This is a genomic window from Ciceribacter sp. T2.26MG-112.2, assembly GCF_900492205.1.
Lineage (GTDB): Bacteria > Pseudomonadota > Alphaproteobacteria > Rhizobiales > Rhizobiaceae > Allorhizobium > Allorhizobium naphthalenivorans_A.
This window is the reverse complement of the sequence record NZ_UEYQ01000001.1, coordinates 600,933-615,515: the sequence shown is the minus strand read 5'-3', so window position 1 is coordinate 615,515 and position 14,583 is coordinate 600,933. Positions and strand designations below refer to the sequence as shown.

The following is a 14,583-nucleotide window of genomic DNA, read 5'->3' as shown; positions in this document are numbered from 1 at the left end:
AGGCCCGGCATCGGGGTGGTGCCGGGCCTCTTCTTGTTGAAGGGTGAAGGTTCGGCTTTCAGGCCGCCTTGGAATGGGTTCGCGCCGACTGGTCGAGATAGGCGTCGAAGCTCGCCGCGACCGCGCGGATGATGAAGCGGCAATCATCCTTGACGGTGATGACACCTTCGGCGATTTCGGTGATCCCGTCTTCCAGCAGGCGCTGGAACATGGCATTGCCGGACAGCAATTGGTCGACGGCAAAACCGTGTTGCGCGCAAAGGTCGGCCAGATCGGCGCGGAAGTCGCACATCAGTCGTTCGATCACCTGTGCTCTCAGCCGGTCTTCCGCCGTCAGGCGGTAGCCCTTGGCCGTGGCGAGCTGGCCGGAGGCGATGCGCTGGGCATATTGGCCGATCGCCACGTCGTTCTGGACATAGCCTTCAGGTGTGCGGCCGATCGCCGAGGCGCCGAGCCCGATCAGGGTCTTGCAGGCATCCGTCGTATAGCCCTGGAAATTGCGGTGCAGGCTACCGGTCTCGGCGGCGAGCGCCAGATCGTCCTCAGGCAGGGCGAAATGGTCGAGGCCGATGCGGCGATAGCCGGCAGCAACCAGCGTCTCGGCGATGGCTTCGGCCTGGGCATGGCGCGCGGCGGCGTCCGGCAGGGCGTTTTCATCGATCAGCCGCTGGTGCTTCTTGAACGAGGGGATATGGGCATAGCCGAACACGGCAAACCGATCGGGCCGCATGGCGATTGCGGCCTTGGCTGTCTCGATGCAGGATTTCACCGTCTGGTGCGGCAGGCCATAGATAAGGTCGAAATTGATGCCGTCGATGCCGGCGGCGCGCAGCCCGCGGGTTGCCTCGCCCGTCTGTTCCTCGGTCTGGATTCGGTTGATCGCTTTCTGCACCACCGGATCGAAACTCTGGACGCCGAGGCTGGCGCGCGTCACGCCGGACTGGCCGAGCGCCCGGATCATCGCCGGCGTCAGTGTCCGCGGGTCGATTTCAACCGCGATGCCGGCGGATGAGGTGATGTCGAACTCCTGCAGCAGGAAGATCGACAGATCGAGGAATTCCTGCGGGGTCATGATGGTCGGTGTGCCGCCGCCAAAATGGATCTGGCCGACCTTCAGCGGTTTGCCGGCCGCCTTCGCCACCAGTCGGATCTCGCGCTTCAACACGTCGAGATAGTCGAGGATGGGCTGGTCCTTCTGGGTGATGGAGGTGTGACAGCCGCAATACCAGCACATCGACCGGCAAAAGGGGATGTGCAGGTAGAGCGAAACCACCTCGTTGGCCGGGATGGCAGCCAGCCAGTCGCCATAGGTGCCGGCACCGATGCCCGGGGCAAAGCGCGGTGCGGTCGGATAGCTGGTGTAGCGGGGCAGGCGGGCCTCTCCGTATTTTTCGATCAATTCTCGGGACATGGGGCTACTCCGGGTTCACAGTCATCCCCTGCCTAAACCCGATCGCATTCTTGCTCTTTGCCAAATCCCAAGGAACGAGGCGAAAGGCCACATTCGCCTTCGCCGTTTTATTTGCGCGGCGACAAGGTCGATTCCGAGGCTTGGGGCTAGATCCAAAGCATCGGCCGGGCCCGGGCCGTCGATGATGATTTGCGGGCCGAACGGAGACAGGACGAACCAATGACCGATATTGCAGAGACCAGGCCCCATATCGACGTGCGCCTCATTCCGCCGCCGGAACGCCATCCGCGGATTTTCGGAATGCTGCATGCACTGCCGCCGGGGGCGGCAATGTTGATCACCAGCGATCATGATCCCCGTCCGCTTCACTATCATCTGCAGTCGAACTTCTCCGGCCTGTTCGGCTGGGAATATCTCGAGCAGGGACCTGAGGTGTGGCGGGTCGCGATCGAACGGCTGAACGAGGCTGCCGCGGCCGGCGCCGATACCGGCTCCAATTGCGGTTGCGGCTGCGGCGGAGCCCATTGAGCGGATCGCCGTCGACGGCGCCGCAATGAGGAGACGGACATGCCGGGTGCGAGCCTTTCCCGCTGGACGATGGCCTATTTCGCGGCCAGCTGCGTCTTTCTGCTGCTGGCCGAGGGACTGCTGGTCACGGGCTACGGTTATCCCGGAGCAGCGATCGAGGCACCGCCGACATTGGCTGTCGTTCATCTGCTGACCACCGGCTGGTTCGGCCTACTGATGTCCGGCGCCCTGCTGCAATTCGTGCCGGTGCTGGTGGCCAAGCCGTTGAAGGGCGGCGGTGCGGCCCTGTCGGGCCTCGCTGCAATCGTCATCGGGGAGGCCTCACTCGTGCTCGGCTTCATGCTCATGGACAGGGGCGGGGCGTTCGCGGCCCCGCTGCTCTCGTTCGGCGCCCTGGGCCTTTCCGCAGGCTACCTGACGATCGCCGGCATTGTCGGCATCACGCTTGCCAGTGCATGGCCGCTAGCCCTGCCTGCCCAATTCGTCGGCCTCGGGCTGGTCGCGCTGCTGGCGACGCTCGGGCTCGGGGCGACATTCGCGCTCGTCCTTTCCGGCTATCTGCCGTCGTCCTGGACGGGTTTCCTGCCGGCCGGACTGCCGCTGCATGCGGCGCTCGGCCTTGGCGGCTGGCTGACGGTCTCGGCCGTCGGCGTCAGCTACAAGCTGCTGCCCATGTTCCTTCTTTCGCCGGATAGCGCCTCCGGCGGAGCCAGGCGAGTCTGGCTTGCGGGTGCGGCGTCGATCGCCATGCTTCTGGTCGCCGTGCTCTTGTCCGTCAACGAGGATGAGGCCGGCTTCATGACGTCGACCTTGACCCTGGCCCTCGTGTTTTCACTCGCCGCCCTAGGGTTCTACGCCGTCGATCTTTATGCCATCTATCGTGCGCGTCGGCGGCCGAAGCTCGAGCTCAACAGCCTTGCCAGCATCGCTGCCTTTGCCGCGCTGTTCGTCGGTGCGGGCTGGCTCGGCGCGGCAGCGGTGGTGGGGCGACTGTCGAGCGACATGGTGCCGATCGTCTATCTTCTTGGTTTCGGATGGCTGACGGGCCTCGGCCTTGCCAAGCTCTTCAAGATCATTCCCTTCCTGACCTGGCTCGAATGCTACGGACCGGTACTGGGGCGCGTTCCCACCCCGCGCGTGCAGGATCTCGTCAGCGAGCCGCGCAGCCGGCGCTGGTTCCTGCTGTTCCATGCCGGGGTGCTGCTTTCGACCCTTGCGCTGGCGCTGGACCAGCCATTGCTCTATCGCGCCGGCGCCGGGTTGCAGCTTGGCGGAAGCATTGCGCTGGTTGCCGAATTCCTGCGCACGCGTCGTCTTCTGGAAATAGTGCCAGACAAGCGCTTGCCTGCCGGAGCCATCCGTCCCAATTTCTTCCTGCCGTCCTTTCAGCCCACGAGGTCCAGATGACACACGCCTATAAAGAACTCGACGTCCGGCCGATCCTGCGCAATGGCGGTGAACCGTTCCAGGCGATCATGGAAGCCGTTCAGTCCCTCAAGCCGGGCGAGGGACTTCGCCTGATCGCCACGTTCAAGCCCGAACCGCTGTTTCGCGTCATGGGACAGCGCGGCTTCTCGCACGAGGCATCGGAAATCGGCGGTGGCGAATGGGAGGTGCTGTTTACGCCCGAAGCGGGCGGGCCGGCCGATGTCGCGGTTTCCGACGATGCGGTGTCTGCGGCGATGTGGGCCGAACCGGTGTTCCACCTCGACCTGACCGAGCTCGATCCGCCCGAGCCGATGGCACGCATTCTTTCCAAAACCGAACTCATGGACCCCGGCGAGGTGCTGTTCGCCTTGCTGTCGCGCGAGCCGGTGTTCCTGATGCCGGAACTCGAAAAGCGCGGCCACCAGTGGGTCGGCAATTACGACGAGACGGGAACCGCCTATCGCATGCTCATCCGCATCGGCGATGCAGGAGTGAGGTGATGGACATCGACAGCCTGCCGGGGCTTGCCGGAGAAATCGTCGCCGCGCTCAAGGGGATCACGGATCCCGAGATCGGCGGCAATATTGTCGATCTCGGCCTGATCTACGATGTGACGGTCGATGTCGGCGGCAGAGCGCTCGTCGTCATGACGACAACGTCGCGTGGCTGCCCTGCCGCCGGATTCTTGCAACAGGCAGTGCAGGCAGCCGTCGAAGCGATCGACGGGGTCAATATGGCGGTTGTGGAACTGACCTACATACCGCATTGGACGCCCGATCTCATCCGATCCGGCGTGTTTCCTGCAGCCGTCCGTCACTGACCACCGATGATCGACATGGTTTGAGATGGAGCGGCGGACGCAGGACTGTCGGTCTCAGCGATCGGCCAGCCCGACGCGCCGGACGCGGGTCAGCATCGGCCCGTATTCGACGACGAACAGAGCGAATGCTGCGATCCAGAACAAGCCTGCGGCCGCGTAGAATGTCGTCATATGGTTCGGCATGAGGTCGGCCGCGGGGCGCAGGAGGGCGGCGAGGAGGATCGACGCGTATGACAGTGTCGTGGTGCGGGAGCCGGCCAGGACACGGCCGGTGTGGCCTCTGGTCGCGCGGGTCATCACTGCCAGCATCATCGTTGCCATGGCACCGACCGTCAGCACATGGAGTACCGAATTGGCACCAAGATAGTCTTGTGTGCCCAGTGCGATCGCCAGGAACCCCAAGGGGATGAAGGCGTAGGCGGTGTGCAGGATGAAGAGCAGTTTTTCCGCAAAGACTGTGTGCCCTCGCCAGCGCCCCAGGCGCACGATGTGCAGGCCGAAGGCGACAAGGGCGATCAGGCCCGTCAGGCGGCTTTCTGGCAATAACGTCCAGCCGCCGAGCGCCACGGCTCCGCCGGCAATCGCGACGGTGTCAAAGGTGTTGAAGGGGATCGGGAAGCGCTTCTCCCCACGCTGGTTCAGCCAGTTGCGCGAGAAACTGGGAATGATGCGGCCGCCCATGATCATGATGAGGACGGTGTAGGCCGAGACGGCCAGCCTCTGGGCTAAGCCGCCGTGTTCACCGCTCAGCGTCGCGGCATGAAATCCGATATTGGCTGCGGACAGCAAGGCCAGCACTATCAGAACCTTGAGGTCCTTCCACTTCCGCCCCGCGACGATTTCGCGGGCGAAGATCAGGAGCAGTGCGGGCAGGAACAGGCTGTCTATGGCGATGGCGATGGCGATCCCGATGCCGCTGAGGTCGGGTTGCAGAAGCACGATGCGGCCTGCGACCCACAGGCCGAATAGAGCCATCAGAGGGCGGCCGGATACCGGGAGCCGACCCGTCCAGTTCGGGACGGATGTCAGCAGGAAGCCCGCCACCACCGCAGGGGCAAAACCGAACAACATTTCATGGGCATGCCAATGCGCAGCGCCATAAGAGCCACCGACCGGCAGTCCGGATGTCAAGGCGAGAATCCACAAGGCCATCGCCACGATCGCCATCAGGGCGGCGCCGAGGAAGAACGGCCGGAAGCCATAGGAGAAGAGGACCGGGCCGGTCGTCGCCAGGCCGCGCGGAATGCCGCCGCTACGTCGTTTCTGTGGACCGGCCATGGGTGAGGCTCCGTGGTTTTGATAAAGCGCAAGCATTGATACGGTGCGATGCACCAATTCTCTTTGATCGCGCGCAAGCAAAACCTTGTTCTGTCAATATATTCAGCGTCTTCCAAGGAACGTTTTCTGCCAAAATGACGCAGGGGGCCCCGCGCCAGGGGAAGTTTGTGCTGGCACAAATTGCGCAGTGCAGTGCGGGCGTAAAACCATTCTCGACCGGACGATATTCGCTCCGCTCTACTCTAAAGGAGATATTCCGATGACCGAGAAGTTTCAGGTAACTCGCCGCACGATACTGGCCGGTGCGGCCTTCGCCGGCGCTCTGGCGCCGATCGTCATGCCGACCGCAGCTCGCGCCGAAGGCGGCGACATCAAGACCAACGCTTCCGCGACCGCTGCCGACATCGCCAAGCTTCCCCGCGTCAAGGTCGACCTGGTCAAGCCTCCCTTCGTCCATGCCCACACGCAAAAGGCCGAGGGCGGACCGAAGGTGGTCGAGTTCACCATGACCATCGAGGAAAAGAAGCTCATCGTCGATGACCAGGGAACCGAGGTTCATGCCATGACCTTCGACGGTTCGGTCCCCGGCCCGCTTATGGTCGTCCATGAAGGCGACTATGTCGAGCTGACGCTGATCAATCCCGAAACCAACACGCTGCAGCACAATATCGACTTCCACTCCTCGACCGGTGCCCTGGGCGGCGGTGCACTCACCATCGTCAATCCCGGCGAGAAGACCATCCTGCGGTTCAAGGCCACCAAGGCCGGCGTCTTCGTCTACCATTGCGCACCTCCCGGCATGGTTCCGTGGCACGTTACTTCGGGCATGAATGGCGCCATGATGGTTCTGCCGCGCGACGGTCTGAAGGATCACAAGGGCAACGAACTGGTCTATGACAAGGTCTACTATGTCGGCGAACAGGATTTCTATGTCCCCAAGGACGAGAAGGGCAATTTCAAGAAGTATGAAACTGCCGGCGACGCCTATCAGGACGTCCTGCAGGTCATGCGCACCCTGACCCCCAGCCATATCGTCTTCAACGGTGCGGTTGGTGCCCTGACCGGCGAAAATGCCCTCAAGGCCGAAGTTGGTGATCGCGTGCTGATCGTCCATTCGCAGGCCAACCGCGACACCCGTCCGCACCTGATCGGCGGCCATGGCGACTATGTCTGGGCCACCGGCAAGTTCCACAACCCGCCGGAAACCGACCAGGAAACCTGGTTCATCCCGGGTGGTGCTGCCGGGGCTGCCTATTACACCTTCCTGCAGCCGGGCATCTACGCCTATGTCAACCACAACCTGATCGAGGCCTTCGAACTCGGCGCCGCTGCCCACTTCGCCGTCACGGGCGACTGGAACGACGACCTGATGACCTCGGTTCTCGCTCCCTCGGCCAGCTGATCGGCCAAGGCTTAAGCCCATGCCCGCGCGCTGTGCGGGCATGGGTCTCTTCCCAAATCAATCGACTGCCTCTGGAAGGTCGTCATGTCCGCTCTCAGTTCACCCCATCTTTCTCCAAGTGCTTCAATAGCTCTTCCGGCTTTGCTGATGCTGGCTTTTGCCGGAGGGCTTGCCTTTCAAGCCGGGCTGTTCCGGCCGGCCACGACCGATATCCCGGTGCCCGCCACCATCCTCATCGAGCCGCACAGCTTCACCTATCGACCCGCCGGCGAGTTCTACAAGAACGGCTTTGCCGTCGATGCGCCGAAAGTGGAGGTCAGGCGGACGCGGACGCTCGACATCATGAAATATCAGGTCACCACCGCCGAATATGACGCTTGCGTGGCCGAGGGGGCTTGCCCTGCTCGCGAGCAGCAAACCCCGTCTTCGCTGGACCTGCCGGCCACCGGCATCAGCCATGATGATGCCACGGCCTATGCCCTGTGGCTGAGCCGCCGTACCAATGCTGTCTGGACCCTGCCCAGCGACGAGGACCTCGCCTTCGCGGCCGGGTCGAAATTTCCCGACGATGCCCTCGGGGTCGATCCCGACAGCAAGAACCCGGCGCTTCGCTGGTTGGCCGATTACCAGCGGGAGGCCTCGCGCAAGGCGTCCCGTGATCCGACGCCGCAGTCCCTGGGGCGCTTCGGCGAGGGCGAATACGGTCTTGCCGATTTCGCCGGCAATGTCTGGGAATGGACGACGACGTGCAACCGCAAGGTCACGCTCGCGGAGGGCGGGGTGACAGCCAGCGCCAGTGAGAGCTGCGGCATTTACATCGCATCCGGCAAGCACCGGTCCCCGCTCAGTTCCTTCATCCGCGACCCGAAAAGCGGCGGATGCTCGGTCGGTACGCCGCCGGACAATGTCGGCTTCCGGCTGGTTCGGGACAATACCTGGTATTCGAGGCTAGTTTTTACCTTTCGTCACGCGGCATCCTAGTCTAGAAGGACAATTCAGTTTGTAGCCATGAATTGTTTCGCTCGCCGCCCGGATTTTCCGGGCGACGGGCGCGCGCAGAAAGGAACAGCGGCGGTGAAGATCGATCGGACCGTCGTCAAGGCTCTTCCCCTGTTCGACCGGATGAGCGACGAGGATCTCGACAAGCTTCTTGGCCACGCCGCAGCCCGGCGGGTTCCCCAGGGGGAATCGGTTTTCGAACAGGGTCAGCCGGCGGTCAGCTTCTATCTGCTGCTGCACGGACGCCTGAAGGTGACGCAGGTGACCGAAGACGGCCAGCAGATCATCGTGCGGGTCGTACATCCCGGTGATCTCTTCGGTTTTGCCAAGGCGCTCCAGCGCACCGACTATCCGGGAACGGCGATCGCCGCGGCCGAAAGTCTGACGCTTGGCTGGCCGACCGATCTTTGGCCCAGTTTCGTCGAACACAATCCCCGCCTTGCGGTGACGGCGATGCAGACCATCGGGCAGCGGCTCGAGGAGGCGCATACGCGTATCCGCGAAATGTCGACCCAGGAGGTCGAGCGGCGTGTGGCCCATGTGGTGCTGCGGCTGGCGCGCAAAGCGGGCCGCAAGGAGGAAGGCGGCATCCGGATCGACTTCCCCATTTCACGCCAGGACATTGCCGAGATGACCGGGACGACACTGCATACCGTGTCGCGCATTCTCAGCGCCTGGGAAGGCCTGGGCCTTGTCGAAGGCGGGCGGCAGAAACTGCTTGTGCGCAATATCCCGGGCCTGTCCGAATTGGCCGAAGGGCTCAAGGATCACTCGTGAGCCTGGGAATGAGAATGTTTTGCAATTTGCGCTTTGTTAGTTGCGCAAGGTCAAAGAAGCCTCACCCTGAACATCGTATCTCCTGTCCCAACGGATCCGAAGGGTCCTGATTTCAAGGAGATAGAGAAATGTCCATGATGTTGAAGCGCCTTGCCGCCACCGCTGTCGTGCTTGCAGCCTTTGCCGGTTCTGCCGCCGCTGCCGACCACGAAGTCCTCATGCTGAACAAGGGTAAGGACGGCGCCATGGTCTTCGAACCGGCCGGCGTGAAGATCGCCGCCGGCGACACCGTCACCTTCGTCCCGACCGACAAGGGTCACAATGCCGAGATCATCAAGGGTCTGCATCCGGAAGGTGCCGCCGAGTTCAAGGGCAAGATGAACGAGAAGATCACCGTGACCTTCGACGTCCCGGGCGCCTATGGCGTGAAGTGCGCGCCGCATGTGGGCATGGGCATGGTCGCCCTGGTGGTCGTCGGCGATGCGCCGGCCGACCTTGAAGCCTACAAGGGCGTGAAGGTGCCGAAGAAGGCTCAGGAACGTCTCACCGCCGCGCTGGCTTCGCTCAAGTAAGGTCGGGTCATTCGCCTCTGCAAGCCCGTTCCGGCTCAACCGGAACGGGCTTTTTCATGGGCGCGGCCCGAGGCAGCACGGCGTGCCGCTGATTGCGTCACCATGGCTTTGCTTCTAGTCTGAGGATGAAGCACGAGCAGGACCGACGCGTGAAAGCATGTATTGCATATAGTCTGATCATCGCCTGCCTGACGGTCGCCCCATCGGCTGCTGTGAGTGAATGGCAGCCTGTTGAAAAGGTCGAGAATTACTCCGTCACGGGCAAGAATGGACCGGAACTCTATGAATCGATCGGCGCCAGGGGGCCGAAGCTGGCCATCGGGGTCCGGTCGATCGCCCATACCAGCTTCGCCCTGACGTGGAGCCGGAAATATGAAACCCGCGGCGATGCCTGCGTGCTGGCGAGCGCCAGACCGAAGCTCATCATCACCTATGTTCTGCCAAAGGCGGCAAATCCCCTGCCGGGCCCGGTCCAGGGGAACTGGAACAGTTTCATTGCCGGCGTGACCGAGCACGAACGGGTGCATGGCGATTACATCGTCGACATGGTGCGCCAGATCGAGGCGGCGACCGTCGGCTTGACGGTGCCCGGCGATCCCAAGTGCCGCAAGATCCGGGAAGAAATGACGAAGCGGCTGGGCGCGCTCTCCAATGAACAGCGCCAGCGCAGCCGAGATTTCGATCGCGAAGAACTCAATCCCGGCGGGAATGTGCACACGCTGATCCTGCAATTGGTGAACGGTGGATAGCGGGCGGCTCACCGGTTCGCATTGAAAAGCAAAGTGGTTGTGTCCGGCGGTGGCGGGTCGACCGGGGCCAATGGAGAACAAGCCGTGGTTTTCGGTGGGGACGCTGCCCAGGCCCGTACGCCATTACGCCACAATCCTAGGTGAAGCGTAAGTTAATGCTAACTTAAAGATCCGGAAAGCTATATGAAATATAGCTTATTTACAATAAGTTAGCCGTCGACATCCGCCGACCGGCGAGCAAGATCAGGACGGTCACCTCGGCAATTGCGCAGTCCCCGAATCTGTGCAACAAATTACGTGTGGTTGCGTTTGGGAGAGCCCGACCACGCTAGGGAGCGGAAATATTATCCATGGCATACGGGGCGGTTGGAGGCTGCTCCGCTGATGACAATCAGGAAGTATTTTTGGGAGGAAAGCCATGTCGCGGGCCGAAATGTCCGACCACTTGCTTTCGATAAAATCGGCGTTGGTGATCGACGATCATCCGCTCTATTGCGATGCTCTCGCCACCACGATGGAGAGCATATTCAATACCCGACGGATTCGAACAGCGACTTCGCTGGGCGAGGCGCTGCAGCAATTGCGGATGCGCTTCTCGCCCGATCTTATCATGCTTGATCTGAATTTGCCGGATGCCTCCGGTTTGAGCGGTTTCCTGAAGATCAAGGAGCGCACACCGGATATTCCGGTCATCGTCATTTCCGCCATCACGACGGAAGGCATCGTCCAATCCGTGCTTGCGGCCGGGGCGGCGGGCTTCATCCCGAAGGATACGGGGCGCCAGACCTTCCAGGATGCGATGCGTGACATCTGGAACGGCAAGACCTATGTGCCGCCGGGCTTCACGCATCCGGCGCGGGCCCAATCCACTGACCGATCCGTGGAAACCATATCGCGCAAAATCGCCCATTTGTCGCAGCAGCAGACCCGCATCCTCAGCCTGATCTGCGAAGGCATGCCGAACAAGCTGATTGCCTATGAAATGCAGTTGGCGGAAGCGACGGTCAAGGCGCACATCACCGCCCTGCTGCGGCGGCTCGGCGTGCACAATCGTACGCAGGCGGCCATGCTGGTGCGCGAGGTCTCGATCCGCCACAGCCTGCAATGACGGAGCCGCAGATGGTGGCCGGTCTTGTCCATCCGCAGGGCAGCGCAGCGGTCCTCGAGGACCTGGATCACCGGCCGGCGAAAGCCGTTCGCATCGCGGTCTCCCATGCCGAGGACCCGGTGACGGCGCTCGCCGAGATACGACGCCAGCTCGCGCATGCCCGGCCGAGCTTCATCCTGCTGTTCGTACCGAGCCGGCTTTCGCCCGAAGGCCTTGCCGCCGCACTGCCGGCGGCCTTGCCGGATGCCGTCGTCTTCGGCTGCACGACGGCGGGCCAGATCACGCCGCGTGGCTATGAAGACGACGCCCTGGTGGCGCTTGCCTTCGAGCGGAGCCATTTCCGCGTCGCCTCGACACTGTTCGTCCCCATTTCGCCGGTGTCGATCGCCGAGGTGGTGCAGCAGACCGAGCGATTGTCCGAGCAGTTTCGCGCCACGCCCGGACGCCAGCGTTTGGCGCTGATCTTCGCCGACGGGCTGTCGAAGCAGGAGGACATCCTGGTGGCGGCGCTGGAGGCGGGATTGAAGGACATCCCCGTCTTCGGCGGCTCGGCCGGTGACGGTCTTCGGTTCGAGCGAACCCAGGTCCTGCGCAATGGAGAGTTCCACAGCAATGCGGCGCTATTGTTGCTGCTCGAGACGGATCTCGCCTTTTGCGGTCTCGGTTTCGATCATTTCCAGCCGACAGAGAGCCGGATGGTCGTAACCAAGGCCGTCCCCGAGGAGCGACTGGTGCTGGAGATCAACGGTGCTCCGGCGGCGCAGGAGTATGCGCGGCTGGTCAAGGTGCCGGTCGGCGCCCTTTCGCCGACCATCTTTGCCGAAAACCCGGTCCTCGTGCGCAATGGCAACATCTATCACGTGCGGGCAATCCAGCAGATCCACGGCGAGAATGGCCTGACCTTTCTGTCCGCGATCGATGACGGCCTGCTGCTGACGCTCGGTCGCGGCAAGGAGATCATCCGCACGCTGGACAGCGGCCTGACGGTCACCGACCGGCAGGGAGAGCCGCCGGACTTCATTCTCGGCTTCGACTGCTATCTGCGCAAGCTGGAAATCGACCGCAAGGGGCTGGAGGCCGAGGCTTCCGGCCGCTTCCGCGAGCGCCGCGTCGTCGGTTTCAGCACCTATGGCGAACAGCACCTGGGCGTGCACGTGAACCAGACCTTCGTCGGCGTCGCCTTCTTTCGTCCCAGGGGGAGCGCGCCGCTGTGATCGATCCCAATGATCCGTATGAGATCCAGATCGCCAAGCAGGCGAAGATCATCGATGCGCTGATCAATCGCGCCGAGCGCGGCCACGAGGTCGGCGGAACCGCCTATTCGCTGTTCCAGTCGGCCATCGCCTTGCAAGCGGAGGTGTGGGAGAAGACCAAGGACCTGGAAAAGGCGCTGGATACCCTCGGACGGGCATCCAGTGAGCTGGAAATCGCCTATCAGGCGCAGGAGCGCATTCAGCGCAATCTCGCCGACGCGATGGTGGCCATGGAGGGGGGCTTCGCGCTCTTTTCCGAAGACCGGCTACAGGTCTGCAACAGCCAGTTTCGCCAGTTGCTGCCGGATGTCGAGCCGATCATCAAGCCGGGTCTCGCCTTCGACGACTATCTCGCGGCCGTCAATGCCAGTCGATACCTGGTCCATGAGGAGGGCGAAGGATCAAAGGCGCGAGGTCGGCTGGCCGTGACCGCCCAGGGGCCTTCCGGCCAACGTTTTTCCTCCTTCGTCATGGCGCTGCGCAACGATCGCTGGTTCCAGATCTCCTATCGCCAGACCAGTTCCGACAATATGGCGGTGCTGCAGACGGAAATCACCGACCTGGTCCGAGAGAACCGTCGCGAGAAGAACCGGCTGATCGACCAGCAGGCGCATCTGCTGCAGGCGGCCTTCGACCACATGTCGCTTGGCGTGTGCACCTTCTCCTCCACCGGCGAACTTCTGGTGCGCAACGAGCGGTTTGGCGAACTGCTCGGAATTCCGCTGCCGCTGTTGAAGAAGGGCACGCGGTTCCAGCGCATCATCGAGCACATCGAACGGCATGAAATTCTCGACAGGACGTCTCAGGACCCGGAGATCTCGAATTGGTTCAAGGCGCTTTTGCGGGGTGAGACGATCCAGCAGCGCTTTCGCCGGCGCGACGGCATGAGCCTCGACATGCGGGTGCATTCCCTGCCCGACGGCGGGTTCATCGTCTCGATCATGGACATCACCGCCGAGACGGAGGCGGCCGCGCTTCTCGAACGGCGCGTGCGGGAGCGGACCGCCGAGCTGACCGAAGCGAACCGGCTGTTGCAGAAGCATGCCGCCGAGCAGACGAAGATCGAGGCTGCGCTTCGGCAGGCGAAGGAAGTGGCGGAGGCGGCGCATACGTCCAAGACCCGGTTCCTCGCTGCGGCGAGCCATGACCTGTTGCAGCCGATCAATGCGGCAAAGCTCTATCTCTCCACCCTCACAGAAACGGTCGAGCAGGCCGAAGCCAAGGAAGTGGTGAACCGCCTCAATCGATCCTTCAACTCGATCGAGACCTTGTTGCAGGCGCTGCTCGACATTTCGCGTCTCGATAGCTCTGGCGTCGAGTTCAACCTCACGTCCTTCAGCCTTGGGAATATGCTTCAGGGCTTGGCGGAAGATCTGGCGCCGCTCGCGGCGGAGAAGGGCATCAAGCTCACCATCCTGCCGACGACCCGGTGGGTGACGAGCGACCAGCGCTATCTGATGCGTTGCGTGCAGAACCTGGTGGTCAACGCCATCCAGTATACCGAACGCGGCCGTGTTCTTGTCGGGTGCCGCATGGCCGAAGGCCGGCTGCGCATCGAGGTCTGGGACACCGGGATCGGCATCTCGGACCATGACCAGGCGCGGGTGTTCAAGGAATTCACCCGCGGCAGCGGCGGCAAGGGCACCGGCATGGGGCTCGGCCTGTCGATCGTCGAGCGCGCCTGCCGGCATCTCGATCACGCGCTGAAGCTCAAGTCCCGCCCAGGCCACGGCACCATGTTTTCCATCGAAGTGCCGCTTGCCGCTGCCGAATATGGCGGGCATGGCGAGAGCCCGGTCGCCGAGACCCCGCCAGAAGGCAGCCTCGACCTGATCGTCATGGTGGTCGAGAATGACGCCGACGAGCTCAATGCCATGACCAGAAAGCTGGAGAATTGGGGGGCGAGCGTGCTGGCGGCCAGCTCGACCGCGGAGGCCCTGGCGCTGATGCAGGAAATCGGCACGCCGCCCGATATCCTGCTTGCGGATTACCAGTTGGACGACGAGGACACCGGCATCGACACCATCCGGACATTGCGGGCCATGTCCGGCGAGGAGATACCGGCGGTCATCATTTCGGCCAACCGTGAGCGCGAGCTCCTGCTGCTTGCCCGCGAAATGTCTTTCACCGTGCTCAACAAGCCCGTCCAGCTCGTTCGGCTGAGGGCATTGATCGACTGGCAGACCCGAGGCCGCGCGGCTTGAGCCAATACCGACCAATGTCTGCGGTGACTAACGGGTGCAGGGGGTTAGGCTCTT

At 62.8% G+C, this 14,583-nt stretch carries 14 protein-coding genes; 12 read left to right on the top strand and 2 right to left on the bottom strand.

The window, feature by feature from the left end:
* Positions 1-58 precede the first annotated feature (58 nt).
* The gene (gene hemN / locus DYZ14_RS02965; RefSeq protein ID WP_154719270.1) at positions 59-1,411 is read right to left on the bottom strand and encodes an oxygen-independent coproporphyrinogen III oxidase; all 1,353 of its coding nucleotides are present in this window, start codon (positions 1,409-1,411) and stop codon (positions 59-61) included.
* Between the two features lie 219 nt (positions 1,412-1,630).
* On the opposite strand from hemN, the gene DYZ14_RS02960 reads away from it, so the two are divergent.
* Genes DYZ14_RS02960 through DYZ14_RS02945 form a run of 4 tightly spaced genes read left to right on the top strand, consistent with a single transcriptional unit; the run spans position 1,631 to position 4,187 of the window.
* A complete protein-coding gene (locus tag DYZ14_RS02960; protein WP_154719269.1) occupies positions 1,631-1,939 on the top strand; it encodes a DUF2249 domain-containing protein in 309 nt (102 codons plus the stop codon).
* Between the two features lie 39 nt (positions 1,940-1,978).
* Positions 1,979-3,346 (top strand): hypothetical protein, encoded by a 1,368-nt coding sequence (locus DYZ14_RS02955; protein ID WP_154719268.1) that lies wholly within the window; start codon positions 1,979-1,981, stop codon positions 3,344-3,346.
* Positions 3,343-3,867, top strand: a complete 525-nt coding sequence (locus tag DYZ14_RS02950; protein ID WP_154719267.1) for a DUF2249 domain-containing protein — start codon at positions 3,343-3,345, stop codon at positions 3,865-3,867. The genes DYZ14_RS02955 and DYZ14_RS02950 overlap by 4 nt, the downstream gene beginning before the upstream one ends.
* Positions 3,867-4,187 (top strand): metal-sulfur cluster assembly factor, encoded by a 321-nt coding sequence (locus DYZ14_RS02945; protein ID WP_154719266.1) that lies wholly within the window; start codon positions 3,867-3,869, stop codon positions 4,185-4,187. The genes DYZ14_RS02950 and DYZ14_RS02945 overlap by 1 nt, the downstream gene beginning before the upstream one ends.
* A gap of 54 nt (positions 4,188-4,241) precedes the next feature.
* On the opposite strand, the gene DYZ14_RS02940 is transcribed toward DYZ14_RS02945, so the two are convergent.
* Entirely contained in the window at positions 4,242-5,501 is a 1,260-nt protein-coding gene (locus DYZ14_RS02940; RefSeq protein ID WP_445292248.1) for an NnrS family protein, read from the bottom strand.
* Between the two features lie 223 nt (positions 5,502-5,724).
* Between DYZ14_RS02940 and nirK the strand changes: the two genes are divergently transcribed.
* From nirK to DYZ14_RS02900, 8 genes are all read left to right on the top strand, one after another.
* Positions 5,725-6,867 (top strand): copper-containing nitrite reductase, encoded by a 1,143-nt coding sequence (nirK, locus tag DYZ14_RS02935; RefSeq protein WP_154719265.1) that lies wholly within the window; start codon positions 5,725-5,727, stop codon positions 6,865-6,867.
* Positions 6,868-6,951: 84 nt separating this feature from the next.
* The gene (locus DYZ14_RS02930; RefSeq protein ID WP_154719264.1) at positions 6,952-7,848 is read left to right on the top strand and encodes an SUMF1/EgtB/PvdO family nonheme iron enzyme; all 897 of its coding nucleotides are present in this window, start codon (positions 6,952-6,954) and stop codon (positions 7,846-7,848) included.
* 93 nt (positions 7,849-7,941) lie between these two features.
* Positions 7,942-8,643: a Crp/Fnr family transcriptional regulator gene (locus DYZ14_RS02925; protein WP_115671729.1), complete on the top strand. Its 702-nt coding sequence runs from the start codon at positions 7,942-7,944 to the stop codon at positions 8,641-8,643.
* A 128-nt stretch (positions 8,644-8,771) separates the two neighbouring features.
* Positions 8,772-9,215, top strand: a complete 444-nt coding sequence (locus DYZ14_RS02920) for a pseudoazurin (protein ID WP_154719263.1) — start codon at positions 8,772-8,774, stop codon at positions 9,213-9,215.
* A gap of 125 nt (positions 9,216-9,340) precedes the next feature.
* A complete protein-coding gene (locus DYZ14_RS02915) occupies positions 9,341-9,964 on the top strand; it encodes a DUF922 domain-containing Zn-dependent protease (RefSeq protein WP_154719262.1) in 624 nt (207 codons plus the stop codon).
* A gap of 418 nt (positions 9,965-10,382) precedes the next feature.
* The gene (locus DYZ14_RS02910) at positions 10,383-11,072 is read left to right on the top strand and encodes a response regulator (protein ID WP_154719261.1); all 690 of its coding nucleotides are present in this window, start codon (positions 10,383-10,385) and stop codon (positions 11,070-11,072) included.
* Between the two features lie 11 nt (positions 11,073-11,083).
* Positions 11,084-12,286 (top strand): FIST N-terminal domain-containing protein, encoded by a 1,203-nt coding sequence (locus tag DYZ14_RS02905; protein WP_154719260.1) that lies wholly within the window; start codon positions 11,084-11,086, stop codon positions 12,284-12,286.
* Positions 12,283-14,529: a hybrid sensor histidine kinase/response regulator gene (locus DYZ14_RS02900; protein ID WP_154719259.1), complete on the top strand. Its 2,247-nt coding sequence runs from the start codon at positions 12,283-12,285 to the stop codon at positions 14,527-14,529. The genes DYZ14_RS02905 and DYZ14_RS02900 overlap by 4 nt, the downstream gene beginning before the upstream one ends.
* Positions 14,530-14,583: the final 54 nt, after the last annotated feature.